The sequence below is a fragment of the Rhodococcus sp. 06-235-1A genome (assembly GCF_002258785.1).
GTDB lineage: Bacteria > Actinomycetota > Actinomycetes > Mycobacteriales > Mycobacteriaceae > Rhodococcoides.
Window position 1 is genome coordinate 258,289 of the sequence record NZ_NOYI01000012.1, and the last position, 24,717, is coordinate 283,005.

Genomic DNA, 24,717 nt, shown 5'->3' on the forward strand with positions numbered 1-24,717 from the left:
GTGCTGATCATTTGGTCCCGTCACGATGGACGGCATGACCACTCGCGACCGCCTGCTCGGATTGACCGTCGCCGTGCTGTGGGGGCTCAACTTCCTCGCCATCCGCGTCGGGCTCGATCACTTTCCGCCCTTCTTCTTCGCCGCGCTGCGGTTCCTGGTCATCGCCGTCCCCGTGGTGCTGTTCATGCCGCGACCGAAGATGCCGCTGAAGTGGTTGCTGCTCTACGGATTCGGATTCGGGTTCCTGCAGTTCGCCTTCCTGTTCGCAGCGATGGCCGCCGGTATGCCCACGGGACTGGCATCGCTGGTGCTGCAGTCGTCCGCACCGTTCACCGTCGTTCTCGGCGCCATTCTGCTGCGCGAACACGTCAGCCGCAGGCAAGCCATAGGTATCGCGATCGCCGTGCTCGGAATGGTGCTGATCGGGTGGGATCGCGCCCAGAGCGCCACCCTGCTCCCGGTGATCCTGACCCTGCTCGCCGGCCTCGGCTGGGCATTCGGCAACCTGGGGAACCGACTCGCCAAGTCCGACTCGCCGATGACGCTGATGCTGTGGATGACCGTCATCCCACCGATTCCGATGCTGGCGCTGTCAGCCATCGTCGAGGGCCCGACCACCGGATGGCACGCCCTCACCGAGTCGTTCGGTCCGCAGGGCTGGCCCGGTCTGGTCGCGTTGGCCTACATCGTGATTCCGGCCACCATCGTAGGCAGCGGCCTCTGGAGCATTCTGATGAGCCGCAACCCCGCCGGACTGGTTGCACCGTTCTCGCTGCTGGTCCCTGTCGTCGGCATCGCCGGTGCCTGGATCTTCCTGGGCGAGAACCCCTCGGTGCTCGCGCTGATCGGTGGCGTCGTCGTCATCGGCGGATGCCTCGGGGGTATGGCCGTCCGACGACCCACGGAGGTACTGGAGAAAGCGCCGGTGTGAGGGGGCCACCGTCGACGTGAAACTGCATGCTCTTCTGTGCCAGACTCGGCGGATGGTTGAAGTGGGTGAGCGCAGGCGTATCGGCGCACGTGGCCGCGTGGCTCTGCGCGCGGCGGAGCTGGCGACCTGGGCGTCCCGCAAAGCAGGCCGGGGCAAGGGATCGATGATCGGCGGGCTGATCGCCCTCAAGATCGACCCGAACATCCTCGGCGGGCTCGGGCGTGGCCGACGCACCGTCATCGTCACCGGCACCAATGGCAAATCGACCACCACGCGCATGACGGCAGCGGCCCTGGCCACTTTCGGCGACGTCGCCACCCAGGCCGACGGCGCGAACATGGACGCGGGCATCGTCGCGGCCCTGCATGCGCACTTCGACGCCGAACTGGCTGCCCTCGAAGTCGACGAACTGCACGTCCCGCATGTATCCGACGCGGTGGACCCGGCGGCCATCGTGTTGCTCAATCTCAGTCGCGATCAGCTCGACCGCGTGGGCGAGATCAACATGATCGAACGCAAGCTGCGCGCCGGATTGGCCCGGCACCCGGAGACCGTCGTCATCGCGAACTGCGACGACGTACTGGTCACCTCGGCCGCATTCGACTCCCCGAACGTCGTGTGGGTCGCCGCCGGTGGCGGGTGGGCAGGCGACTCGGTCAGCTTCCCCCGCACCGGCGAGCCCATCCTCTGGGAGGGCGAGCACTGGTACAGCACCGGTAGCGACTTCAAGCGTCCGACGCCGGATTGGTGGCTCGACGACGAGAATCTCTACGGGCCGGACGGGCTCGTCCTGCCGATGACGTTGTCGCTGCCAGGAAAAGCCAACCGCGGCAACGCAGCTCAGGCAGTAGCCGCAGCAGTGACACTGGGCGCGAGCGCAGAGGATGCCGTCGCGGCCGCATCTGGCGTCGACGAGGTCGCCGGGCGCTACTCCACCGTCCAGTACGGATCTCATTCCGTCCGAATGCTTCTCGCCAAGAACCCTGCGGGCTGGCAAGAGGCACTGTCGATGATCGACCCCACCTGCGACGGACTCGTCATCGCCGTCAACGGTCAGGTACCGGACGGCGAGGACCTGTCGTGGCTGTGGGACGTCCGCTTCGAGCACTTCGAGAACGTCGCTGTGGTTGCCGCCGGTGAACGCGCCACCGACCTCGGGGTACGCCTGCTCTACGCGGGCTCGCAGCACACCACCATCGCAGATCCGTTGCAGGCCATCGCATCCTGCCCGCCGGGACGCGTCGAAGTGCTGGCCAACTACACCGCGTTCCGCGATCTCGGTCGCGCGCTGGCACGGGAGGTCAAGAATGTCTGAGTCCACCGTTCGCATCGGCCTCGTCCTGCCCGACGTGATGGGCACTTACGGCGACAACGGAAACGCTCTCATTCTGCGCCAGCGGTTGCGGATGCGAGACATCGACGCCGAGGTTGTCCAGATCACCCTCAGTGATCCGGTTCCCGATTCACTCGACGTGTACACCCTTGGTGGAGCAGAGGATTCGGCTCAACGCCTGGCGACGCGTCACCTCACCCGGTATCCCGGATTGCAGAACGCTGCGGCTCGCGGTGCCCCCGTGCTGGCGATCTGCGCCGCGATCCAGGTACTCGGCCACTGGTACGAGACCTCCGCAGGCGAACGTGTCGACGGCATCTCGCTGTTCGACGTCACCACCGCTCCGCAGGCCACACGGTCGATCGGTGAGGTCGTCACCGAGCCTGCACTCGATGGCCTCACTCAGAAACTCACCGGATTCGAGAACCACCGCGGTGGAACAACTCTCGGCCTGGATGCGTCCCCCTTGGCCAAGGTCACCCACGGGGTGGGCAACGGTGTCGGCGACGGACGCGAAGGCGTCGTGCAGGGGTCTGTGATCGGCACGTACATGCACGGGCCGGTACTCGCCCGAAACCCGGAGTTGGCGGACTACTTGCTGGAGCGTGCCTTGGGCACCACTCTCGCTCCCCTCGAGCTGCCCGAGGTGGCTCGCCTGCGCGAGGAGCGGCTGCGCCGCACGTGAACGAAACCTCGTAGTCCACTACGACTTTTCACTCACGGGACGCACCGCTTGCACGGGTACGATGCGTCGTTCCATCCCTCTCTGACCAGCACCTCGCGGACCTCGCGGTACACCCCGCATGGGTCTTGGGTTACTTCGTCCCAGCCGTACACCAGGCGCGGAAGGTTTCGCAGCTCCGCGGCATTGTCGCGTCTACGGTCGCGAAAACGTCGTTGCTTGGCAGAGTGGAAGGCCTGCTGCCAGGCACCCGCCGGTCTCGTCCTCATGGACCTCAGGATGGCCGGTTCGGGGCAACCGAGTCAGAATCTATCCACAGGCTATGGATAACTTCGGGTCGTGAGCAGAAACTCGACCCCTGCTACGAGGTTTCGTGCACGTGCGGCGAAGCCGCTCTCACATTCGTCGACGTCCGGTCAGAGCGCGGCCCAGCGTCAGTTCGTCGGCAAATTCGAGGTCTCCGCCCATGGGCAGGCCGGAGGCGAGGCGGGTAATGGCCAGGCCGGGGAAGTCTCGCATCATGCGCACCAGGTACGTGGCCGTTGCTTCGCCCTCGGTGTTGGGGTCGGTGGCGATGATGACCTCGGTGACGTCCACTCCGTCGTCCTGAGTTCCCACGCGGGTCAACAACTCCCGGATGCGCAGCTGGTCCGGGCCGACGCCGTTGAGTGGGTCGAGCGCCCCACCGAGCACGTGGTAGCGGCCTTTGAACTCCCGCGTACGTTCAACGGCCTGAACATCTTTGGGCTCTTCGACGACGCAGATCATGGATCGGTCGCGGCGCGAGTCCGAGCAGATTCGGCACAACTCCTTGTCCGAGACCGTGCCACAGACGATGCAGAACTGGACGCCGTCGCGGACGCGCTGAAGCGCGCGCATCAGCCGATCCACCTCAGGCGGTTCGACACCCAGGAGGTGAAAGGCTATGCGCTGAGCGCTCTTTGGACCGACCCCGGGAAACTTGCCGAGTTCGTCGATCAGATCCTGTACCGGACCTTCGTACACCGCTTAGAACCCGGGCAGGCCGGGCATGCCACCGAGACCGCCAGCGAGGGGGCCGAGCTTCTCGCTCGCCACGTTCTGCGCTGCCTTCGACGCATCGGCGATAGCACCGATCACCAGATCCTGGAGGGTCTCGACGTCATCGGGATCGACAACCTTGGGGTCGATGGTCAGTCCGACCACCTCACCGGTTCCCTTGACCGTGGCGACGACGAGCCCGCCGCCCGCCTGGCCGGTCACTTCGGTTTCCGCAATCTCGGCCTGCGCTGCCATCAGCTGCTGCTGCATCTGCTGGGCCTGCTGCAGGATCGATGCCATGTCGGGCTGCTCACCGGGTTGCACTGTGCCGTCCTCTCGCGTGGGTCGAAGCGAACTCCAGCGTAGTCGCCCGGTGATCGGCGACGCGCGTCCCCACGCGCCACGCGCCTGAACATCCGTCAGTACTGAGCGCCCGTAGTCTCGTGGCATGGATCAGCCGGCGGCCCCCGAGGGACGCCAGTCCCCTCGCAAGCGTCGGGTGACGCCCGAGACCATGGCCGAGGCGGGCATTGCGCTGACTCTGCCCAAGGTGACGGTGAAGTCCGTGGCCGAGAGCCTGGGCGTCTCGATCGTCGCGATCTACAACAACATCGACGATCTGTGCGCGCTCAAAGCCCTGGTGGCGGAGGAGATTCTGCGCAGGTGGTCTCCTCCGCTTCCCGGTGACGACGAATCGATGCACGACGCTCTGCTGAATCTCGCCTCCGCGATGCGCGAACTCGTGCACACGAATCCGGGCATCGCGCAGTACCTGATCGGTCTGACTCCCAGCTCGATCGATGCCCTTCGGATGGCCGATGTGGTGCAGACGCGCTATCGACTTCGCTACGACCTCACCCCCAAGCAGGCGACGTGGGCCGTCATCACCGTCGTCGAGCACGCGATTGCATTGGCCGAGATCGTCTACAACAATGCCCGACGCGATCGTGAGTACGACGACGCGATCGCCGCCCGCACCGACCTCGACACCCTGCCCGGGGCCTACGACACCATCGACCGCGGACCCGACGGGATGTTTCTGTGGTCGATGCGCACCGTGGTGGTCGGGACCCTGGCGCTCATCCAGGCCCCGGACTTCGAGCTGGCCTAGATCAACTCGCGGCGCAGATTCTCCAGCGTCGCGGCCTGGATCTTCTTCAGTCCGAGAGGCGCGAAGGTCTTCTCGAAGAATCCGCCGATTCCGCCCGCGCCCTTCCATTCAGTCGTTGTGGTGACCGCGGTGCCTGCGCCGTCCGGGGCCACCGACCAGGTAGTGACCATCGAGGAGTTGGCGTCGCGTTCGGTGATGGTCGATCCGGCGACCGTGACGGTTGCGGCGACGTTGCGCACCCGCTTCTCGGTGGCCTGCAGGGTCCACTTGGCCACGGTTCCGTCTCCTTGCCCGCCCTGGACCACCTCGTAGTCGCGGTACTGCTCGGGCAGGATGCGCGGACGCACCGTCTCGTAGTCGGCGAGCGCGGCGAGTACCCGATCCGGGGTGGTGGCGATGGTGGCGGAACTGGATGCACTGACCTGAGCCACGGAAACGTTCTCCTTCGATAGCAGATGATGATGTGCGCCCATCCTGCCTCGACCCGCCGCCACGTCCGGCATCGCGACCGAGAAGGTGTGACATGCTTCACACGGTTTCTTTCGGAACCGAAAAACACATGTATGACGCAACTATTTGTCCGATTCACCCCGATTCCTCGACCGGTTTCGGCAACAGTTGCGTGAAGTTTCGCCGCTCGGACCCCTCGGCCGGTGGATACCACGCGGTACGAGATATAGCGTCTTCACGTGGCTTCAGTAAATGCTCTTCTCGGACGACGGCCAGAACCGAGGGAGAGCGGATACGCAGCGCACCGGTCGGGTGTCGAGCAGTTGCTTCGCAGCTATCGAGCGATACCGGCCGATGCGACGGTGCGTCTGGCGAAGAAGACGTCCAACCTGTTCAGGGCCAGGACCACATCGAACACACCCGGTCTCGACGTATCGGGGCTGAGCAAGGTCATCACCGTCGATGCGGCCGCGCGAACAGCCGATGTCGCCGGCATGTGCACGTACGAGGACCTCGTCGACGCGACGCTTCCCTACGGCCTCGCTCCCCTCGTCGTCCCGCAACTCAAGACCATCACTCTCGGCGGAGCCGTCACCGGCCTCGGCATCGAGTCGACATCGTTTCGCAGCGGTCTCCCGCACGAGTCGGTCCTCGAGATCGACGTCCTCACCGGCAGCGGCGACATCGTCACCGCGACGCCCGAGGGCGAACATGCCGACCTCTACTGGGGCTTCCCCAATTCCTACGGCACCCTCGGCTACTCGACCCGACTGAGGATTCAGCTCGAGCCCGTGCTGCCGTATGTCGCGTTGCGCCACCTACGATTCCACGATATCGACACCCTTCAATCCACGATGGACGCCATCGTCACCAGCCGCGAATACGACGGCATCGAGGTCCAATACCTCGACGGCGTGGTCTTCACAGCGGACGAAAGTTATCTCACGCTCGGGGTCCAGACCGACACACCCGGACCGGTCAGCGACTACACCGGTGCCGACATCTTCTACCGCTCGATCCAACACGATTCGGACACTCCGAAAACCGACCGGCTGACGATTCACGACTACCTGTGGCGCTGGGACACCGACTGGTTCTGGTGCTCCCGAGCTTTCGGAACCCAGAACCCGAAGATTCGACGCTTCTGGCCGCGCAAGTACCGACGCAGCAGCTTCTACTGGAAGTTGATCGGCCTCGATCGTAAGTACGACATCGCCGATCGGCTGGAGAAGCGCAAGGGAAATCCGCCCCGCGAACGCGTCGTGCAGGACGTCGAGGTCCCGATCGAACACACCGCGGGCTTCGTGGCGTGGTTCCTCGACAACATCCCCATCGAGCCGTTGTGGTTGTGCCCGTTGCGTCTTCGCGAACCCGCAGCACCGGGAGCCAATGCGGCGCGGCCGTGGCCGCTGTACCCGCTCGAGCCGAAACGCACCTACGTCAACATCGGCTTCTGGTCCTCGGTCCCGATCGTCGCAGGCGAACCCGAGGGTGCCGCGAACCGAGCAATCGAGAAGAAGGTCACCGACTTCGACGGGCATAAATCGCTGTACTCGGACGCTTACTACACCGAGGATGAATTCGCCGTTCTGTACGGCGGCGACAGGTACGAAGTGCTGAAGAAGAAATACGATCCCGAATCCCGATTGTTGGATTTGTACTCGAAGGCGGTGCAACGCAAATGACGACGTTCAAGGACTCCGGCAATCGGACGGCGAGCGGCAACCAGAAGCTCAAGATCTCCGAGATTCTGGAACTGATCTCCGACGGAAACATCCCCTTGCGTTTCACCGCATACGACGGCAGTGTGGCCGGCCCCGAGGATGCAACGATCGGGCTCAACCTCAAGAGCCCGCGCGGAACCACCTATCTCGCAACCGCTCCCGGCGATCTGGGCATGGCACGGGCCTACGTCTCGGGTGATCTGGAAGCCACCGGTGTGCACCCGGGTGACCCGTACGAACTGCTTGCGCTGATGGGCGACGAGCTCCACTTCCGCCGCCCCTCGGCCATGACACTGACATCGATCGCGCGTTCGCTCGGTTGGGATGTGTTGCGGCCCATCGCTCCCCCGCCGCAGGAGGCGATTCCGCGGTGGCGTCGTATCGCCGAAGGCTTGCGCCACTCCAAGACCCGGGACGCGGAAGCGATCCATCACCACTACGACGTGTCCAACGCCTTCTACGAGATGGTGCTCGGCCCGTCGATGACGTACACGTGTGCTGCGTTCGAGAGCACGGATCAGTCGCTGGAAGCGGCGCAGGAGAACAAGTATCGACTGGTATTCGACAAGCTCGGACTGAAGCCGGGTGATCGTCTGCTCGACATCGGATGCGGTTGGGGTTCGATGGTGCGCTACGCCGCCCGCCGCGGCGTGAAGGTGATCGGCGTGACGCTCTCCCAGGAGCAGGCGTCGTGGGCACAGAAGGCCATCGCCGAGGAAGGCCTGTCCGAGCTCGCCGAGGTGCGCTTCTCCGACTACCGGGATGTCGCCGAGACCAACTTCGACGCCATCTCCTCGATCGGACTGACCGAGCACATCGGCGTGCACAACTACCCGTCGTACTTCTCGTTCATCCAGTCCAAGCTGCGGGACGGCGGCCGGCTGCTCAACCACTCGATCACCCGACCGGACAACCGCGCTCACGCCAAAGCGGGCAGCTTCATCGACCGCTACGTCTTCCCCGACGGTGAGCTCACCGGCTCCGGACGCATCATCACCGAAATCCAGGACGTCGGCCTCGAGGTCCGCCACGAGGAGAACCTCCGCGAGCACTACGCGCTGACCCTCGCCGGATGGTGCCAGAACCTCGTCGACAACTGGGATGCATGTGTCGCCGAGGCCGGCGAGGGAACAGCCCGCGTGTGGGGCTTGTACATGGCCGGATCCCGTCTGGGATTCGAGCGCAATGTGGTTCAGCTGCACCAGGTTCTGGCCGTCAAGCTCGGACCGAAAGGTCAGGCCGACGTACCTCTGCGGCCGTGGTGGAACGGCTGAGCCAGACCTACCGCCCTGTCGCTCGCAGGATCACGCGAGCGGTCTCGGCGGGCTGATCCCAGTGCGGGAAGTGTCCGCATTTGTCGAACCAGTGCAGGGTGGCGTCGGGGAATCGCTCCAACGCCACCTTTGCCTGGCTGGGAGTCGTCACCTTGTCCTGGCGACCCCAGCCGATGAGCAGCGAGCCCTGCAACGACCCCTTCGGTGCACCGAGCTGCTTCGGCCCGCTGATCAACGCCTTGCGTGCAGCGTCCAACGACGGTGAGGTCTTGGTCGAGAAGCCCTTCAATTCCCGCTCGACCAATCCACTGGGCAACTTCCACGGCGCAGCCGAGAACTGGGCCAGCGCAGCCGTTCTGGTGACCGGGTTTCCGGCCAGGAACGGCACCAGGGCCTGCACGTTCTTCATCAGGGCCAGCGACGCCGTGATCGTGGCTCCGAAGATCTTGACCTGACGGTCGTTCCAGAACCCGCCGGGATCGAGTGCCACCATCGAACCGCGATGGCCGCGGCGGCCGAGCTCGACGACCATCCGCGCGCCCATCGAACTGCCGACGAGATCGGCGTCGGACAGTCCCTCGTTGTCGAGGAACTCCCTCAGCGCGTCGGTCAACGTCGCGATCGACACGTCCGGCAGGGGCGGGGTCTGCCCGAATCCGGGCAGATCCAGCGCGATGACCTCTCGATGTGCGGCCAGGGCAGGGACGATGGGGTCCCAGTTTCGGTGCGAGGACCCGAGACCGTGCACGAGGACCAAGGGCTTGCCGGTTCCGGTTCTGACGTTGTACATACCCCGCGATGTACCCGGAGCCCGTCTATCTACACATTCGGGTCGATCTACACATTCGGGCTGTAGTGCGATGGGTCCGACCGGCGCTCCACGGGTGGCAGATTTCGAGCCGGCGTGTGCACCAGCGGTGATGACGCCGGGATCCGGCCGTTGACGCGATCCCACCCGGCCCGCCCCCGCGGATGCAGACGTCGACGCGGCGGCACCAGCCCGAACAGCAGGTTCACCGCCCTACCGAACAACGCGAACCGATGTTCGTCCCGTGCGGACCAGCCGTACCCGAGGAGCTCGCGCACCGGCGGGTCGTAGAGCCCCACGGTGATCCACACGAACAACGCCGCAACCGGACGCCGGAGAACAGCCCACACTCGTTCCGGCAACCACGCCGCGTACGGCGGTGGACCCAGTTTCGACAGGTCGAGTACCCCGCGGGCAGCCATGTTGTCTTCCAGGACGTTTCGGCACATGTGATCCCAATACCGTCGGAACTCGGGCCAGGTTGCGGGCACCGGCCGCATGCTCATGCCGTACAGGCGGTACCACTGCACGTGCTCGTCGAACTGTTGCACTTTCTGTTCCTCGGTCAGCCCGCCCATGAAATGGTCGGCGGTGAGCACCGTACCCATGAAGAAGGTGGCGTGCGCCCAGTAGAACGTGTCGGGATCGAGGGCGTGGTAGGCGCGTCCCTTGGCATCGATTCCCTTGATGTTCGTGTGATATCCGCGGACCTGTCGCGCGGTCTCCTCGGCCCAGTCTCCGTCGAACACCACCCCACCGATGGGATACAGCGATCGGTACAGGCGCTGCCAGCGCTCGTCGAAGAACGTCGAATGCTGCTCCACCCCGGCACCGAGCCCGGGGTGCATGTTCTGCATCGACCCGGCCCAGACGCCCTGCAACATCCCCCGCCAATCGCCGAAGTACTTCCAGGTGAGCGACTCGGGACCGAGCGGGACCGGACGATCGCTCTGACTACGCATGTTGTCAGACTAGGGTTGACAACATGCGTAGTCAACAGTTGGAGGAGCGTAGATCCAAGCGGTACGACGCATTGCTCGCCGCGGGGGTCGAGCTTCTCGGCTCTCCGGACGGTCCGGCAGTCAACGTGCGCGCCGTCTGCCGGACCGCCGGGCTGACCGAGAGGTACTTCTACGAGAGCTTCACCGACCGGGACACGTTCGTCCGGGCGGTGTACGCGTGGGTGGGATCGAGAGCGCAGACGGCATTGTTCGATGCCGTCACGACGGCGGCCACTCCCGAGGACACCATCGCCGCGCCGGTCCGAGCATTCGTCGAACTCATCATCGACGAACCACGAACGGGACGGGTGCTGCTCATCGCGCCGTTGGCGGAGCCGGCGCTGAGCCGACGCGGTCTCGATCTGCTGCCCGGTTTCGTCGAGTTGGTGCAGTCACAGCTCCCCGACTCCGAAGAACGACAGCTGATCGCAGTCGGAACCGTCGGGGCACTGACCGCCCTGTTCATCGGCTACCTCGACGGCACGCTCGCCGCCACCCGCGAAGCACTCGTCGCACATTGCATTCGGCTGATTTCCGATGCCTCCATGCAAGGATGACACCACCTCTAACCGAAGGAGTCCTTCCATGTCCGATCTCGATCAGTCGTTCGCCGATGCGCAGGTGGACGTCAAGAAGCTCACGTCCAAGCCGAGCAACGACGATCTGCTGAGCCTGTACTCGCTCTACAAGCAGGGTTCGATCGGTGATGCCACGGGTAAGCGGCCCGGACGGCTGGACATGGTGAACCGTGCGAAGTTCGATGCCTGGGCGAAGCTCGAAGGTACGAGCCAGGATTCGGCGAAGCAGCAGTACGTGGATTTGGTGACCAAGCTCCTCGCCGGCTGAGCCTACGGCTATGGTCGACTGCGGGGGTAACGCAACGAAGGGACCCGCATGAGACGCACCGACAGCGACGTCGACGAGGCCGAGCTCGACATCGAGAAGCCGAAGACCCATGCGGCAGGTGCCACCGCAGTCGCGGTGTCGATGAAGCGAGCACTGGGCCACATGGGCCCGGTGCGCACCGCGCAGACGCTGCTCAAGCTCAACCAGGCCGAGGGTTTCGACTGCATGAGCTGCGCCTGGCCCGACCCCGATCCGGGTCACCGGCACGCGGCGGAATTCTGCGAGAACGGCGCGAAGGCCGTTGCGGAGGAAGCGACGACGACGCGGGCAACCCCGGAGTTCTTCGCGCAGCACAGCATTGCCGAGCTGGACTCGCACACCGAGCACTGGCTCGGCCAGCAGGGCCGCATCACCCACCCGATGATCAAGCTCCCCGGCGGCACCCACTACGAGCCGATCGAGTGGGACGACGCCTTCCGCTTGATCGGTGACGAACTGAAGTCACTAGCCAGCCCCGACGAGGCGATCTTCTACACCTCGGGCCGCGCCTCCAACGAGTCCGCGTTCACCTACCAACTCTTCGCCCGGGCGTTCGGCACCAACAACATGCCCGACTGCTCCAACATGTGTCACGAGTCGACGTCCATCGCTCTGCAGGAATCCATCGGCATCGGCAAGGCCAGCGTCACGCTCGACGACGTTCACACTGCCGAACTGATCATTCTGGCCGGCCAAAATCCCGGCACCAATCACCCCCGTATGCTCTCGGCCCTCGAGCTGGCGAAGCAGAACGGCGCAAAGATTCTGTCCATCAACCCTCTTCGCGAAGCGGGTCTGCTGAACTTCAAGAACCCACAGACTCCGCGCGGCATGGTGGGACCGGGAACTGACCTGTCGGATCTGCACCTGCCGATCAAGCTCAACGGCGATCTCGCGCTGTTCCAGGCCATCGGCTCGCTGCTGGTGAAATGGGACGCACTCGATCATGAGTTCCTCGACAACTACACCGTCGGCTTCGACGCATGGAAGGCGCACGTCGCCGAGGTGGACTGGGATCTCGTCACCGAGGTGACCGGACTGTCGGTAGCGCAGATCACCGAGGCCGCCGAGATGCTCCGCGACTCCAAGGCCACCGTCTTCTGCTGGGCCATGGGCCTGACGCAGCACCGCAACGCCGTCGCGACCATCAAGGAAGTCACCAATCTCGCGTTTGCACAGGGCAACATCGGCAAAGCCGGTGCCGGACTGCTGCCGGTCCGCGGGCACTCCAACGTGCAGGGCGATCGCACGATGGGCATCTGGGAACGCCCACCGGTGGCCTTCCTCGACGCGATGGCGGCGGAGTTCGACTTCGAGCCACCGCGAGAGAACGGCTTGGACACCGTCGATTCCATTCGCGCCATGCGCGATGGCAAGGCGCACTTCTTCCTCGGCCTCGGCGGCAACTTCGTCCAGGCCACCCCGGACAGCGACATCACCTTCCTGGCCCTTCGGTCGATGCGGATGACGGTGCAAATCTCCACCAAGATCAACCGCTCGCACCTGGTGTGCGGCGACACCGCACTGATCCTGCCGACCCTGGGCCGCACCGAGAAGGACGTGCAAGCCAGTGGTGAGCAATGGATTTCGGTCGAGGACTCCACCTGCTCGGTGCACTCCTCTCGCGGACCGCTCAAGCCCGCGAGTGAGTTCCTTCGTTCCGAGGTCGCGATCGTCAGCGGAATCGCCGAAGCCACACTCGGGGATCGCTATGGTCTCGATTGGAAGGGTTTCCGCGACGACTACCGCAACATTCGCAAGCACATCTCCCGAGTGGTCGCCGGATGCGAGGGCTACGAGGTCAATGTCCGACGCCCCGGCGGTTTCGTCCTTCCCCACCCGCCGCGCGACAGCCGGACCTTCGAGACGAAGAGCGGTCGGGGTGAATTCGCGGTCTCACCGATCGACGTCCTGCAGGTTCCGCCGGGCCACCTGATCCTGCAGACGCTGCGCAGCCACGATCAGTTCAACACCACGATCTACGGCCTCAGCGATCGGTACCGCGGCATCGAGAACGGCCGACGCGTCATCTTCGTGCACCGGGAGGACATCTCGTCTCTCGGTTTCCGCAACGGCGATATGGTCGACCTCGTCACCAAGTGGGACGACGACGACGTGGAGCGAAGCGCACCGTCGTTCCGCATCGTCGAGTACGACACCCCGCGTGGTTCGGCTGCCGCGTACTACCCCGAGACCAATCCGCTGATTCCGCTGGATTCGACTGCGCTGCAGAGCAATTGCCCCACTTCGAAGTCGGTGATCATCTCGATGGTTCCGGCGGGAACGGGTGTGCAGGGCACGGTCAACGGTCATCAGGACAACGAGGGATCGGACGAGGGGCACAAGTCGCACCCTCAGCCGCACCACTTGAGCTGACCGGTTCTTCCGGAAGTGGGTCGTTTCAGCGAATGTCCCACTTCCGGAACTGGCGGCGCATCACGTCGGTCGCCGCCTCGACGTCGCGCCGCCCGAAGGCCTCGATCAACTGCTCGTGGCTGCGCACCGCGTCGGCACCCCAACGCGCGTCGGTGGCGTACAACCGCGGTGTGTACTTGACCGCGCCGAGCAGGAACCACGCCAGTTTCATGCCCCCGGCAATTTTGTTGACCAAGCGATGGAACTCGAATTCGTAGTACTCCACCGATTCGGTGTCGGCGCGGGCCACGGCGTCGCGTAGACCGTCGTTCAGCGCGGTCAGCTGTTCCAGATGTTCGTCGTCGACCACGCCGGCTGCACGGCCGGCGAGTGTGCCCGCGATAATGCCCTGCAGCCAGAAGATGTCGTCCACGTCCTGCGCCGACAACTCGTTCACGCGGTAGCCGCGATGAGGTACCTGCTCGACCAGTCCCTCACCGCGCAATGCGACGAGCGCCTCGCGCACCGGGGTGGCACTGACGCCCAACGCCACCGCGGTCTCGTCGATCCGTACGAAGGAGCCGGGTTGCAATGCACCCGTGACGATCTGTTGGCGGATGCTCCCGGCGACGTCCTCGGACAGCTGTGGCCGACGCGGAATCCGGCGCGTCGACGACGCAGTTCGGGTGAGATCGATGCTCATGGATCTACTCCTGCACTTGCTCCCACACAGCGGGGCGACGGGGGTTGTAGCAACCGAAGGTGACGCATAGTGTGTCCTGGACAACATTGAATCACATCAAATATATGTGATGCGATCTGCTGGAGGATAGAACCCGTGACGGACCAGATCGAACGAACGAACGAGAGCACCTTCGAAAGCCTCGACCCAAGAACAGGTGTCGCACTCGCCACGTATCCGATCGCGGGCACCGCAGAGGTCGACGCCGCCGTCGCTCGCGCCCGGTCGGCCGCGCGATGGTGGGACGTGCAGGGCTTTGCCGGGCGAAAGCGGTGGCTGCTGGAATTCAAGTCCGCCATCGCCCGCGACGCCACGAGCCTCGCCGCCGTCATCGCCGCCGAAACCGGCAAACCCGACGAGGACTCCCTGCTCGAGGTCATGCTCGGCGTCGAACACATCGACTGGGCGGCCCGCAACGCCGAGAAGATTCTGCGGCAGCGCAAGGTCGGATCGGGACTACTGGCCGTGAACCAGAAGGCCTACGTCGGATACCGCCCCTTCGGCGTCGTCGGAGTCATCGGCCCCTGGAACTACCCGCTCTACACCCCGATGGGGTCGATCGCGTACGCCCTCGCGGCCGGCAACACCGTCGTGTTCAAACCCAGCGAACTCACCCCGGGCGTCGGGGTGTGGCTGGCCGAGAAGTGGGCATCGCTCGCCGCACCGCACCCCGTGTTCCAGACCGTGACCGGCGACGGTTCCACCGGCACGGCCTTGGTCGAATCCGGCGTCGACAAGATCGCGTTCACCGGCTCCACCGCCACGGCCAAGAAGGTCATGGCCACCTGCGCAACGTCACTGACACCGCTGGTCGCCGAGTGCGGCGGCAAGGACGCGATGCTCGTCGACGCGGATGCGGACATCGCTGCCGCAGTGGAATTCGCGACGTTCGGGGCGATGGGCAACGCCGGGCAGACGTGCGCCGGTGTCGAACGCATCTACGTCGCGGAGCCGGTGTACGACAGGTTCGTCTCCGAGTTCACCGCCGCGGTGCGGGCACTGAAGCCCGGTGGCGTCGGAACCTCGTCCTACGGTCCGATGACCCTGGGCAAGCAGAGCGAGATCGTCCGAGGTCAGATCGAGGACGCCTTGGCCAAGGGCGGCAAAGCTGTTGTCGGCGGGCTCGATTCGCTGCACGGACCGTACATCGACCCGGTGATCCTCACCGAGGTGCCCGAGGACTCCACGGCCATCACCGAGGAGACCTTCGGCCCGACCGTCGTGGTCAACAAGGTACGCGATCTCGACGAGGCCATCGAGCGAGCCAATGCGTCCAAGTACGGACTCGGCGCGTCGGTGTTCACCAAGGACGGCGTTGTCGGCAGGCGCGCCGCAGAGAAGCTCGATTGCGGTGTGGTGACGGTCAATTCGGTTCTCGGCTTCGCCGGGGTTCCGGCGCTACCGTTCGGCGGCACAGGCGATTCGGGCTTCGGCCGGATCCATGGGGCCGACGGCCTTCGTGAATTCAGCACCGTCAAGTCGATGACGGTGCAGAGCTTTGCAGCTCCGGTGAACCTGTTGACCATGAAGCGCAAGGCACGAAACATGAAGCTCTCGGTTCTGGCACTGAAACTGCGGCACGGACGGGGCTGATCATGGACGTCACGCCGAAGAAGGGGCGATTCGGCTGGCTCCGGCGCATCGAGGAACTCGACCCGGAGCGGGACTGTCATACGATTCACCGCATCACCGCCGGGTACGAGTTCCCGTGGGACTACCAGCGTGCTCTCGAATTCGCTTTGTTCCGTACGTACTGCGTGCCGAGCATCTCGGAGTTGCTCGCGCGAACCGGCGAGTTCGAGAAGCGTCCCCAGAAGCGCTACGACGACACCGCATTGCTGATGGCCGAGATGCTCGAGCACGGCTACGACTCCGAGCGTGGCCGCGAATCGCTGCGCATGGTCAATCGGATGCACGCGCAATTCGACATCTCGAACGACGACATGCTGTACGTACTCACGACGTTCATCTACGAGCCCATCGAGTGGATCGACACGTACGGGTGGCGGCGGCTGCACCCCAAGGAACGGCTGGCCATCTTCCACTTCTACTGCGAGGTGGGAAAACGAATGGGCATCAAGCACATTCCTCGGTCGTACACCGAGTTCGCGCGGTTCAAGCTCGACTACGAGGAGCGGACGTTCCGGTTCACCGAAGACAACCGTCGGATCGGCACGTACACCCTCGATCTGTACTGCTCCTGGTATCCCGCTGCGCTGACCCCCGCCGTCAAGCAGGCAGTGTTCGCGCTGTTGGACGCCCGGATGGCCGGTGCCTTCGGCTTCCCCGCAGGCTCACCGATGGTCGAGCGGGTGGCCGTGCGGGCTCTGCGCACCAGGGCCCGGGTCGAGCGGTTCTTCCCCAAGCGGACACGGTCGCGGGCCACCGCCGACGCGACCAACAAGACCTATCCCGGATATCCCGTCGGCTACCGACCGAGCGATCTGGGCGCGCTGGCCTCACCGCGAGTTCGCAGTTGTCCAGGGAGAGCGCCGGAAATCTCGGCGTAACTGCGCACTCGACGAGTCAGAGTCCGTCCACCCACCTGCCGAACGCATCGCGAAATTCCGACGAGAGCGGAAGCGGCGCAAGAGCGGTGTTCGGATCCGCGGGCAGCGGACCGAGCTCGCCCAACATGTGCGAGCTGTTGGCGAAGTGCGCGAAGTCGAGATCGGTGTGCCCCAGGGCGACTCGCACGTTCTCGACCTGGCCGCAGGAGACGTTGAGGTCCTTGTCCGAGCAGGTCAGGAACGAGGAGTACGAGTCCGGCAGTGCGGCAGCCAGATTGGCCGGGTCCGTTGCATCGGCTTCGCGCAGGAAGGTGGCGTTCTGCCGCAGTCCCAGACCGTCGACGATCGGGTCGGGCTCGGCGGACAACTCCCGTCCCGCGCGAATATCGGCGACGGTCTGGGCGAAGCGATCCCGGGACGTGGCGGCCTGCTCCTCGGTGAACTGGCCCGCTGCCTCTGCTTCGCCGATATTGCGATCGACCTGCGCGGTCAGCAGGTCGAGGTAGCGGATCGACAACGGCTCGAGCAGGCCGATATGGGCGAACGCCGCACTGTCGGCATCGGCCAGACGCAGCGCCGTCAGTGCACCCTCGCTGTGCCCGATCACCGTCGTGCGATCCGCCCCGACACCGGTCCGCTGCTGCAGGAATGCCAGGGCGTCCGCAGCATTGTCGACCTGCGCGTCGAAGCCGGGAGGGCTGTTGGGATCCACACCGGCCAGTCCGGTACGACCGCTACCGAGCTTGTCGAATCGCAGGCTCGCAATGCCGCGTCGGGACAGTTCGTCGGCAACGTATGCGGTGGTATTCAGCTGCAGATCACCCGAATTTCCGTTGCGGTCGGTCGGCCCGCTGCCCGGCAGCACCAATGCGATGCCGCGGGTTTCGCCGACGGGCATGCGAAGGCTGCCGTAGAAGGTGATGCCATCGGACTCGAAGCTCACTTCGGCGTCGAGCGCGTCGTCCGGCGACCACGGGACATTGATAGGAGCAGCGGCAGCGGTACCCGCGCCGACGAGAAGGAGCATCGACGCGGCCAGTACGGCCAACAGTTTTCCTGTGCGCAGCATGCAGCCAGGGTAACAATCCGACCGCCCGTTCCGACACTGCGCGACTACCGATGCACGACGGGCGATCACTGTAAGCTGCATCACATTTCACCATGATCGACAGGAACATTGGAGCAGTCCATGAGCGAACGATCCGGCGTTGCCGAGTACACCGAGCAACCTCACCTCGCGCGCCGGAACAATTGGAACAATCAGGTTCGACGGCACGCCCTGATGCAGCCTGCGGCGGTGGCGCTTCGATTCCAGGGGCGATCCATCAGCTGGCACGAACTCGACGACAGAGTGTCGCGGTTCGCCGGTGTACTCGCCCGTCGCGGCGTCGGATTCGGTGACCGCGTGCTGATTCTCATGCTCAACCGACCCGAGTATCTCGAGGCGGTGCTGGCGATCAATGCACTCGGCGCATTGGCCGTCCCGGTGAATTTCCGCATGACTGCACCGGAGGTGGCTTTTCTCGCGCAGAACAGTGGGTCCACTGTGGTGATCACCGACGAGACACTCGAACCTCTGGCAGAAGTAGTGGTGGCACAGAGTGATTCGCTGAACGCCACCATCACCGTCGGGGAGTCGTACGAAACCCTGCTCTCGGGCAGCGAGCCTGCGGACATCGTCGACGTCCCCGACGACGCCCCGGCACTGATCATGTACACCTCGGGAACCACCGGCAGGCCGAAAGGTGCAGTGCTCACTCACGCCAACATGCAGGCCCAAGCGCTCACCTGCATCAGGGCGCTGCAGATGAACGCCACCGACGAGATCGGCTTCTGCGCCTCACCGATGTTCCACATCGCTGCACTCGGCAGCCTGGCACCGAGCCTGCTGCTCGGCATTCCCACCGTCGTGCACCCTGTCGGTGCCTTCGATCCGGGAGCGCTGCTCGACGTTCTGGCCGCCGAAGGAGTCACCAGCCTGTTCCTCGTCCCGGTGCAATGGCAGGCCATGTGCGCCGAACAGGCACGTAGCCCCAGAAAGCTTGCGCTGCGGGTCATTTCCTGGGGCGCTGCACCGGCGTCCGACACAGTCCTGCGTGCGATGTCGGAAACCTTCCCCGATGCGCTGAACGTGGCGGTGTTCGGACAGACCGAGATGTCGCCCATCACCTGCGTACTCGACGGAGGCGACGCGCTCCGCAAGATCGGCTCGGTCGGCCGCGTCATCCCGACCGTCGCAGCACGGGTCGTCGACGACGAGATGAACGACGTCGCCCCGGGCGAGATCGGCGAAATCGTCTATCGGGGACCGACAACGATGCGCGACTACTGGGAGAACCCGGACGCGACGGCCGACGCTTTCCACGGCGGCTGGTTCCATTCCGGCGACCTCGTACGTCAGGACGAGGAAGGTTTCGTCTTCGTCGTCGACCGGAAGAAGGACATGATCATCTCCGGCGGCGAGAACATCTACTGCGCCGAGGTAGAGAACGTGCTGTTCGCACACCCTCGTATTCGCGAAGCCGCGGTCGTCGGCCGACCCGACGATCGATGGGGCGAGGTACCCGTCGCGGTGGTCGCCCTGCACGAATCCGACGCCGCATCCGATCTCACCCTCGACGAATTGACCACCTGGCTCGGCGACCATCTCGCGCCGTTCAAGCACCCCAAGGAACTGGTTGTCGTCGACGCACTCCCCCGCAACGCGAGCGGCAAAGTACTCAAGGTCGCCCTCAGGAAGTCCTACGCGCCTGCGCCTGCCTGAACCTTCGAACATGCCCGATACGGCGGGCCTCGGATGGCCGAAGTGCTGGTCGGGGCACACCGCGAATCGGATAGGACGTAGCCTGGCTGGGAAGGTTCGGTGGCTCGACCGAAATGACAGCCGTGTTGTTCGGTTAGATTGGAAGAGCCACCAGGCACGATGCAAGAGGGTCGAGACCTGTCAACGAGCGACGGGTCACCACAATCGAGGAGAACAGGCCATGGCTTTACCAGTATTGACACCGGAACAGCGCACCGCGGCGCTGGCCAAGGCGGCCGAGGCACGCACTGCGCGGTCGAAGCTGCTCGCATCCGTCAAGTCCGGCGAACTCAGCGTCGCTGACGTTCTCGCCAAGGCGGAGAACGACGAGATCGTGAAGAAGACCAAGGTGTCCGCCCTGATCAAGGCCCTGCCGGGTGTTGGTTCCGTGCGCGCCGCACAGCTGCTCGAGCAGCTGTCCATCGCCGATACCCGCCGTATCGGTGGCCTCGGTGCAAACCAGCGCGAAGCCCTGCTGGCTGCCGTCGCATCCTGATTCACAACTTGCGATAACGCGTTACCTGCAGGGCTAGCATTTCGACCATGAACGTCGAAGTGACCCTGCTGCCGGGAATCGGGGTGCGGAAAGATTTCGCCCTCGCTTCCGGGCGCCGCATAGGCGTCATCACCCGCAAGGACGGCGCGAACGAGTTGATCGTCTCGCGCAAGGACGACCCCGATGCGACGCAGGCGTCGATCACGCTGAGCAATGAGGAAGCGGCGGCCCTGGGCAATCTGCTCGGGTCGCCGCAACTCATCGCTCAACTCGGGGAAGAGCACCGCGATCTCCCCGGGATCAACACTCGCCAACTTCCCATTCGCGCGAATTCACGGTTCGTCAGCCGCACACTCGGCGACACCACCATGCGCACCAGGACCGGAGTATCCGTCGTCGCTGTCATGCGCGCCGGCCAGGTACAACCGTCCCCCACCCCCGACTTCACGCTCGCCGCAGGAGACCTGCTGGTCGCCGTCGGTACTGCGGAGGGACTGGACGCAGCAGCCAAGTTGCTCGGCAATGCCTGAGATCAGTCGGGGCTGAGCCGTGGCCGAGAGCGCACTTGCCCTTACCGAGCTGGGCGCAGTGTTCTTCGTTCTCGGACTTCTCGCTCGTCTCGCCGGTAGAGTCGGCGTCTCCCCCATTCCGTTCTACCTGCTCGGCGGACTGGCGTTCGGCAACGGCGGCATCATCAACCTCGGTGGTATCGACGAGTTCAGTGAGATCGCCAGCGAAATCGGCGTCATCCTGTTGCTGCTTCTGCTCGGACTCGAATACACCGCCACCGAACTCGTCACCGGACTGCGCCGATCCTGGATGGCAGGCCTGGTCGACATCGTGCTGAACTTCGCCCCGGGTGCCGTGGTCGCACTGCTGCTCGGCTGGGGCGGAGTCGGGGCCCTGGTGATGGGCGGCGTCACGTACATCTCGTCCTCGGGAATCATCGCCAAGGTCCTCACCGATCTGGGTCGACTGGGCAACCGCGAAACTCCCGTCGTGCTCTCCATCCTGGTGTTCGAGGACCTCGCGATGGCCATCTACCTGCCGATTCTGACCGCGGTGCTGAGCGGGGTGAGCTTCCTCGGCGGACTCGAAGCACTCGGAATCTCCCTGTTCGTCATCACGTTCGTGCTGGTTGTCGCGCTGCGGTACGGCAGGTTCGTCTCCGCGATCGTCGACAGTCCCGACCGTGAGGTGGTGCTCCTCAAGGTCCTCGGATCGGCCCTGCTGGTAGCGGGCATCGCGTCGGAACTGCAGGTCTCGGCCGCCGTCGGCGCGTTTCTGCTCGGCATCGCGATCTCCGGGTCGACGGCCGACAACGCCACCCGTGTCCTCGAACCACTGCGCGATCTGTTCGCCGCGATGTTCTTCGTGGTGTTCGGGCTCGCCACCGACCCCGCGACCATCCCACCGGTGCTCGGCTGGGCCGTCGTCCTCGCTGTCACCACCGCGGCCACGAAGATCGCAACGGGCTGGTGGGCGGCCGGCCGTCAGGGAATAGGGCGACCGGGCCGACTTCGCACCGGTGCGGCATTGGTGGCGCGCGGTGAGTTCTCGATCGTCATCGCCGGGCTGGCGGTGGCCGCAGGCGCGGTGGAGGGTGAACTCGCGGCTCTGGCGACGGCCTACGTGCTGCTGATGGCCGTCCTGGGCCCCATCGCTGCCCGCGTCGTCGAACCGGTCGCACGCGTAGTACTCCGCACCAAGCCCGCGGTGTGATTGGCTTTCGGGATGGCGGAGAAACGGCAAGGGACGGCCCTGAGACGGCGGCCGCAGCTGTCGGAGGAGGTCGCCAGCCACGTTCGGCATCTCGTCATGTCCGGTGAAGTGAGTCCCGGGGACTTCATTCGACTGGACGAAACCGCCGCCGAACTAGGGGTGAGCGTCACCCCCGTCCGCGAAGCTCTGCTGACGTTGCGGGGTGAGGGCATCGTCGAACTGGTTCCGCATCGCGGGTACGTGGTGTCGCCGCTGACGCCGAACGACATCGTCGACATCTTCTGGTTGCAGGGACGGATCGCCGTCGAGCTGGTGCGCCGCGCGGCACCGAGGATCACCGAGACCGAGCTGGACCAGCTCGCCGAACTCACCGCGGATCTGTCGACGGCAGTCGAGAACGGTAAGCCCGAGGACGTGGAGAACTGCGAGTTCGAGTTCCATCGCGTCCTCAACCGCGTCGCCGAATCCGCGAAGTTGGCGTGGTTTCTCAACAACGCCACCCGCTACACCCCCACCCGCCTGTACGCCACCGATCGCGAGTGGGGACGGGCGGCGGTCCGCAACCACGAGGAACTCATCGAGGCGCTCGTTCGAAACGACATCGACGCCGCCTGCGAATTGATGAAGCAACAATTCACAGACGGCGCCGAGAGGTTGATCGCCCATCGGGCTTCGCCCTCGTGAGCGTTTTGCGTAGCTGGAGCTACGCAAAACGCGCACGACGGGTCAGGAGCGCAGCGACGCAGGCACCTGGAAGCGATCTCCGTACTTCTTCGCCAATTCGTCTGCACGAGTGACGAATCCGGCCTGTCCACCCGGGTAGCCGACGACGTACTGGTGCACGCCACCGGTCCAGGCCGGGTAGCCGATGCCGAAGATCGAGCCGATGTTGGCGTCGGCGGTGGAGTTCAGCACACCCTCGTCGAAGCACTTCTGCGTCTCGATGGCCTCGATGAACAGCATGCGCTCCTTGAGGTCCTCGAACGGGATGTCCGCCGAACCCGACTTGAACGCATCACGCAGTCCGGGCCACAGGCCGGCGCGCTTGCCGTCCTCGTACTCGTAGAAGCCCGCACCCTTGGCCTTCGACGGACGCTCGAACTCGTCGACCATCTTGTCGATGACCTCGCCGGCCGGGTCCTCGGGCGGAGTTCCGCCTGCGGCCTTGATGGCGTCGTAGGTTTCCTTGCGGATCTTCTGCATCAGGTTGAGCGTCAACTCGTCCGAAAGCTGCAGCGGCGCAGCCGGGTAACCGGCCTGCAGACCGGCCTGCTCGATAGTCGACGGCTCGACGCCCTCGCCCAGCATCGCGATGGCCTCGTTGATGAACGTGCCGATGACGCGAGAGGTGAAAAAGCCGCGGCTGTCGTTGACGACGATCGGGGTCTTCTTGATGATCTGCACCAGGTCGAATGCCTTGGCCAAGGCCGCATCCGACGTCTTCTCGCCACGGATGATCTCCACCAGCGGCATCTTGTCGACGGGTGAGAAGAAGTGGATTCCGATGAAGTCTTCCTGACGCTTGATGCCCTGAGCCAAGCTCGTGATGGGCAGCGTCGAGGTGTTGGAACCGAGCAGCGCCGTCGGATCCACGAGGTCCTCGATCTCCTGGAACACCTTCTGCTTCAACTCTTCCGACTCGAAGACGGCCTCGATGACGAGGTCAGCGCCTTCGACGTCCTTGGCATCGGCGGTCGGGTGGATACGCGCGAGCAGAGCGTCGGACTTCTCCTGGGTGGTCTTGCCCCGCGAGAGCGCCTTGGCCTCGATGGCCTCGGAGTACGCCTTGCCCTTCTGCGCCGACTCGAGGGCAACGTCCTTGAGCACCACGTCGATTCCGGCCTTCGCACACACGTAGGCGATACCTGCGCCCATCATGCCCGCGCCGAGAACCGCGACCTTGGTGAAGGTGGTCTTCTCGATGCCGTCGGGGCGAGACTTGCCGGCATTGATCGCCTGCAGGTCGAAGAAGAACGCCTGAATCATGTTCTTGGACACCAAGCCGGTGACCAGCTCGGTGAAGTACCGCGACTCGATGGTGGACGCATTGTCGAAATCGACCTGCGCACCTTCGACAGCCGCCGCGAGAATTGCGCGCGGAGCCGGCATCGGGGCACCCTTGATCTGCTTGCGCAGGTTGGACGGGAAAGCAGGCAGGATCTGGGCGAGCTTCGGATTCGAGGGCGTGCCGCCGGGAATCTTGTAGCCCTTGACATCCCACGGTGCGACGCCACCCTCGGGGTTGGCCTTGATCCAGGCCTTGGCGGTAGGCACCAATTCCTCGATGCTGCCGACCAATTCGTGGATCAAGCCGATCTCGAGAGCCTTCTCCGGACGGAACCGGGTGCCCTGCGCGAGGACGGACATGAAGGCGGTCTGGATGCCGAGCAGTCGCGTCACACGAGTGACACCGCCGCCGCCGGGGAGCAGTCCGAGCGAAACCTCGGGCAAACCGATCTGCACGCCGGAGACGTTGGCCGCGATGCGGTGGTGCGTCGCCAGTGCGATCTCGAGTCCGCCGCCGAGTGCTGCACCGTTGATGGCGGACACGACCGGCTTGCCGAGCTTCTCGATACGGCGCAGCTGAGCCTTGACTTCCTGGACCTCGTCGAACACCCGCTGTGCGTCCTCAGGCTTGGCGGAGATGAGAGTGTGCAGATCGCCGCCGGCGAAGAACGTCTTCTTGGCGGACGTGATCACGACACCGGTGATGCTGTCCACCTCGGCCTCGAGGCGGTCGACCGTCGCGCCCATCGAGTCCTTGTACAGCTGGTTCATCGTGTTGGCGCCCTGGTTGGGGTCGTCCATCGTGAGCACGACGATGCCGTCGGCGTCCTGGTCCCACTGAATCATGTTGTCAGACATCGTAA

Annotated in this window: 24 protein-coding genes and 1 pseudogene; 16 read left to right on the top strand and 9 right to left on the bottom strand. The window is 64.7% G+C overall.

Features of this window, described 5'->3' with window-relative positions; genetic code table 11:
- The first annotated feature begins 34 nt into the window (after positions 1-34).
- Genes CH275_RS11655 through CH275_RS11665 form a run of 3 tightly spaced genes read left to right on the top strand, consistent with a single transcriptional unit; the run spans position 35 to position 2,949 of the window.
- Entirely contained in the window at positions 35-931 is an 897-nt protein-coding gene (locus tag CH275_RS11655) for an EamA family transporter (RefSeq protein ID WP_094678698.1), read from the top strand.
- 52 nt (positions 932-983) lie between these two features.
- The gene (locus CH275_RS11660) at positions 984-2,246 is read left to right on the top strand and encodes a Mur ligase family protein (protein WP_094678700.1); all 1,263 of its coding nucleotides are present in this window, start codon (positions 984-986) and stop codon (positions 2,244-2,246) included.
- Positions 2,239-2,949, top strand: coding sequence for a type 1 glutamine amidotransferase (locus CH275_RS11665; RefSeq protein WP_094678202.1), 711 nt, complete (start codon positions 2,239-2,241; stop codon positions 2,947-2,949). Before CH275_RS11660 ends, CH275_RS11665 begins: the two co-directional genes overlap by 8 nt.
- 32 nt (positions 2,950-2,981) lie before the next feature.
- Here the strand turns inward: CH275_RS11665 and CH275_RS29985 are convergent.
- The 3 genes and pseudogenes from CH275_RS29985 to CH275_RS11680 all read right to left on the bottom strand — a co-directional run.
- Positions 2,982-3,185, bottom strand: a pseudogene (locus tag CH275_RS29985) (hypothetical protein); the annotation flags it as partial.
- A 157-nt stretch (positions 3,186-3,342) separates the two neighbouring features.
- Positions 3,343-3,951 carry a recombination mediator RecR gene (gene recR / locus CH275_RS11675; protein ID WP_094678204.1) on the bottom strand — a complete coding sequence of 203 codons (609 nt, stop codon included), beginning with the start codon at positions 3,949-3,951 and terminating at the stop codon, positions 3,343-3,345.
- A 3-nt stretch (positions 3,952-3,954) separates the two neighbouring features.
- Entirely contained in the window at positions 3,955-4,266 is a 312-nt protein-coding gene (locus CH275_RS11680) for a YbaB/EbfC family nucleoid-associated protein (RefSeq protein WP_218828783.1), read from the bottom strand.
- 148 nt (positions 4,267-4,414) lie between these two features.
- Here CH275_RS11680 and CH275_RS11685 point away from each other — a divergent pair, with 148 nt between their 5' ends.
- A complete protein-coding gene (locus tag CH275_RS11685; protein ID WP_256990981.1) occupies positions 4,415-5,077 on the top strand; it encodes a hypothetical protein in 663 nt (220 codons plus the stop codon).
- Here CH275_RS11685 and CH275_RS11690 read toward each other — a convergent pair.
- On the bottom strand, positions 5,074-5,508 hold the full coding sequence (locus tag CH275_RS11690; RefSeq protein ID WP_094678704.1) for an SRPBCC family protein: 435 nt from the start codon (positions 5,506-5,508) through the stop codon (positions 5,074-5,076). The genes CH275_RS11685 and CH275_RS11690 overlap by 4 nt on opposite strands.
- Before the next feature lie 258 nt (positions 5,509-5,766).
- On the opposite strand from CH275_RS11690, the gene CH275_RS11695 reads away from it, so the two are divergent.
- Positions 5,767-7,212 (top strand): FAD-binding oxidoreductase, encoded by a 1,446-nt coding sequence (locus CH275_RS11695; RefSeq protein WP_094678208.1) that lies wholly within the window; start codon positions 5,767-5,769, stop codon positions 7,210-7,212.
- Positions 7,209-8,525, top strand: a complete 1,317-nt coding sequence (locus CH275_RS11700) for a class I SAM-dependent methyltransferase (RefSeq protein ID WP_094678210.1) — start codon at positions 7,209-7,211, stop codon at positions 8,523-8,525. Before CH275_RS11695 ends, CH275_RS11700 begins: the two co-directional genes overlap by 4 nt.
- Before the next feature lie 7 nt (positions 8,526-8,532).
- Here the strand turns inward: CH275_RS11700 and CH275_RS11705 are convergent, their stop codons facing one another.
- Together CH275_RS11705 and CH275_RS11710 are read right to left on the bottom strand one after the other, a co-directional pair.
- Entirely contained in the window at positions 8,533-9,315 is a 783-nt protein-coding gene (locus tag CH275_RS11705; protein WP_094678212.1) for an alpha/beta fold hydrolase, read from the bottom strand.
- Positions 9,316-9,362: 47 nt separating this feature from the next.
- Complete coding sequence (locus tag CH275_RS11710) at positions 9,363-10,295, bottom strand: oxygenase MpaB family protein (protein ID WP_094678214.1); 933 nt, start codon at positions 10,293-10,295, stop codon at positions 9,363-9,365.
- Positions 10,296-10,318: 23 nt separating this feature from the next.
- Here CH275_RS11710 and CH275_RS11715 point away from each other — a divergent pair, with 23 nt between their 5' ends.
- Genes CH275_RS11715 through CH275_RS11725 form a run of 3 tightly spaced genes read left to right on the top strand, consistent with a single transcriptional unit; the run spans position 10,319 to position 13,595 of the window.
- Positions 10,319-10,891 (top strand): TetR/AcrR family transcriptional regulator, encoded by a 573-nt coding sequence (locus CH275_RS11715; protein ID WP_094678216.1) that lies wholly within the window; start codon positions 10,319-10,321, stop codon positions 10,889-10,891.
- Positions 10,892-10,919: 28 nt separating this feature from the next.
- The gene (locus tag CH275_RS11720; RefSeq protein WP_057477178.1) at positions 10,920-11,180 is read left to right on the top strand and encodes an acyl-CoA-binding protein; all 261 of its coding nucleotides are present in this window, start codon (positions 10,920-10,922) and stop codon (positions 11,178-11,180) included.
- Between the two features lie 48 nt (positions 11,181-11,228).
- Entirely contained in the window at positions 11,229-13,595 is a 2,367-nt protein-coding gene (locus CH275_RS11725) for an FdhF/YdeP family oxidoreductase (RefSeq protein ID WP_094678218.1), read from the top strand.
- A 25-nt stretch (positions 13,596-13,620) separates the two neighbouring features.
- Here CH275_RS11725 and CH275_RS11730 read toward each other — a convergent pair whose 3' ends face one another.
- Entirely contained in the window at positions 13,621-14,277 is a 657-nt protein-coding gene (locus CH275_RS11730; protein ID WP_094678220.1) for a GntR family transcriptional regulator, read from the bottom strand.
- 114 nt (positions 14,278-14,391) lie between these two features.
- Between CH275_RS11730 and CH275_RS11735 the strand changes: the two genes are divergently transcribed.
- Positions 14,392-15,909, top strand: a complete 1,518-nt coding sequence (locus tag CH275_RS11735) for an aldehyde dehydrogenase family protein (RefSeq protein WP_373453705.1) — start codon at positions 14,392-14,394, stop codon at positions 15,907-15,909.
- A 2-nt stretch (positions 15,910-15,911) separates the two neighbouring features.
- A complete protein-coding gene (locus tag CH275_RS11740) occupies positions 15,912-16,826 on the top strand; it encodes an oxygenase MpaB family protein (RefSeq protein ID WP_094678224.1) in 915 nt (304 codons plus the stop codon).
- Positions 16,827-16,842: 16 nt separating this feature from the next.
- Here CH275_RS11740 and CH275_RS11745 read toward each other — a convergent pair whose 3' ends face one another.
- Positions 16,843-17,895 carry an alpha/beta hydrolase gene (locus tag CH275_RS11745; protein ID WP_094678226.1) on the bottom strand — a complete coding sequence of 351 codons (1,053 nt, stop codon included), beginning with the start codon at positions 17,893-17,895 and terminating at the stop codon, positions 16,843-16,845.
- 120 nt (positions 17,896-18,015) lie between these two features.
- Here CH275_RS11745 and fadD5 point away from each other — a divergent pair, with 120 nt between their 5' ends.
- The 5 genes from fadD5 (at position 18,016) to CH275_RS11770 (ending at position 22,531) form a co-directional block, all read left to right on the top strand.
- Positions 18,016-19,590, top strand: coding sequence for a fatty-acid--CoA ligase FadD5 (gene fadD5, locus CH275_RS11750; RefSeq protein WP_094678228.1), 1,575 nt, complete (start codon positions 18,016-18,018; stop codon positions 19,588-19,590).
- Positions 19,591-19,810: 220 nt separating this feature from the next.
- A complete protein-coding gene (gene mihF / locus CH275_RS11755; protein WP_008712632.1) occupies positions 19,811-20,125 on the top strand; it encodes an integration host factor, actinobacterial type in 315 nt (104 codons plus the stop codon).
- A 47-nt stretch (positions 20,126-20,172) separates the two neighbouring features.
- Positions 20,173-20,655: a cation:proton antiporter regulatory subunit gene (locus tag CH275_RS11760; protein WP_094678230.1), complete on the top strand. Its 483-nt coding sequence runs from the start codon at positions 20,173-20,175 to the stop codon at positions 20,653-20,655.
- Between the two features lie 19 nt (positions 20,656-20,674).
- A complete protein-coding gene (locus tag CH275_RS11765) occupies positions 20,675-21,847 on the top strand; it encodes a cation:proton antiporter (RefSeq protein WP_094678232.1) in 1,173 nt (390 codons plus the stop codon).
- Between the two features lie 12 nt (positions 21,848-21,859).
- Positions 21,860-22,531, top strand: coding sequence for a GntR family transcriptional regulator (locus tag CH275_RS11770; RefSeq protein ID WP_179276112.1), 672 nt, complete (start codon positions 21,860-21,862; stop codon positions 22,529-22,531).
- 42 nt (positions 22,532-22,573) lie between these two features.
- Here the strand turns inward: CH275_RS11770 and CH275_RS11775 are convergent, their stop codons facing one another.
- On the bottom strand, positions 22,574-24,712 hold the full coding sequence (locus CH275_RS11775; protein ID WP_094678234.1) for a 3-hydroxyacyl-CoA dehydrogenase NAD-binding domain-containing protein: 2,139 nt from the start codon (positions 24,710-24,712) through the stop codon (positions 22,574-22,576).
- Positions 24,713-24,717 lie beyond the last annotated feature (5 nt).

Bases quoted from the DNA above. Each gene is read 5' to 3' on its own strand.
- CH275_RS11655 (WP_094678698.1), top strand. From the start codon at position 35: ATGACCACTCGCGACCGCCTGCTCGGATTGACCGTCGCCGTGCTGTGG.
- CH275_RS11660 (WP_094678700.1), top strand. From the start codon at position 984: ATGGTTGAAGTGGGTGAGCGCAGGCGTATCGGCGCACGTGGCCGCGTG.
- CH275_RS11665 (WP_094678202.1), top strand. From the start codon at position 2,239: ATGTCTGAGTCCACCGTTCGCATCGGCCTCGTCCTGCCCGACGTGATG.
- CH275_RS11680 (WP_218828783.1), bottom strand. From the start codon at position 4,266: ATGGCATCGATCCTGCAGCAGGCCCAGCAGATGCAGCAGCAGCTGATG.
- CH275_RS11685 (WP_256990981.1), top strand. From the start codon at position 4,415: ATGGATCAGCCGGCGGCCCCCGAGGGACGCCAGTCCCCTCGCAAGCGT.
- CH275_RS11700 (WP_094678210.1), top strand. From the start codon at position 7,209: ATGACGACGTTCAAGGACTCCGGCAATCGGACGGCGAGCGGCAACCAG.
- CH275_RS11705 (WP_094678212.1), bottom strand. From the start codon at position 9,315: ATGTACAACGTCAGAACCGGAACCGGCAAGCCCTTGGTCCTCGTGCAC.
- CH275_RS11710 (WP_094678214.1), bottom strand. From the start codon at position 10,295: ATGCGTAGTCAGAGCGATCGTCCGGTCCCGCTCGGTCCCGAGTCGCTC.
- CH275_RS11715 (WP_094678216.1), top strand. From the start codon at position 10,319: ATGCGTAGTCAACAGTTGGAGGAGCGTAGATCCAAGCGGTACGACGCA.
- CH275_RS11720 (WP_057477178.1), top strand. From the start codon at position 10,920: ATGTCCGATCTCGATCAGTCGTTCGCCGATGCGCAGGTGGACGTCAAG.
- CH275_RS11725 (WP_094678218.1), top strand. From the start codon at position 11,229: ATGAGACGCACCGACAGCGACGTCGACGAGGCCGAGCTCGACATCGAG.
- CH275_RS11730 (WP_094678220.1), bottom strand. From the start codon at position 14,277: ATGAGCATCGATCTCACCCGAACTGCGTCGTCGACGCGCCGGATTCCG.
- CH275_RS11740 (WP_094678224.1), top strand. From the start codon at position 15,912: ATGGACGTCACGCCGAAGAAGGGGCGATTCGGCTGGCTCCGGCGCATC.
- CH275_RS11745 (WP_094678226.1), bottom strand. From the start codon at position 17,895: ATGCTGCGCACAGGAAAACTGTTGGCCGTACTGGCCGCGTCGATGCTC.
- fadD5 (WP_094678228.1), top strand. From the start codon at position 18,016: ATGAGCGAACGATCCGGCGTTGCCGAGTACACCGAGCAACCTCACCTC.
- mihF (WP_008712632.1), top strand. From the start codon at position 19,811: ATGGCTTTACCAGTATTGACACCGGAACAGCGCACCGCGGCGCTGGCC.
- CH275_RS11760 (WP_094678230.1), top strand. From the start codon at position 20,173: ATGAACGTCGAAGTGACCCTGCTGCCGGGAATCGGGGTGCGGAAAGAT.
- CH275_RS11770 (WP_179276112.1), top strand. From the start codon at position 21,860: ATGGCGGAGAAACGGCAAGGGACGGCCCTGAGACGGCGGCCGCAGCTG.
- CH275_RS11775 (WP_094678234.1), bottom strand. From the start codon at position 24,712: ATGTCTGACAACATGATTCAGTGGGACCAGGACGCCGACGGCATCGTC.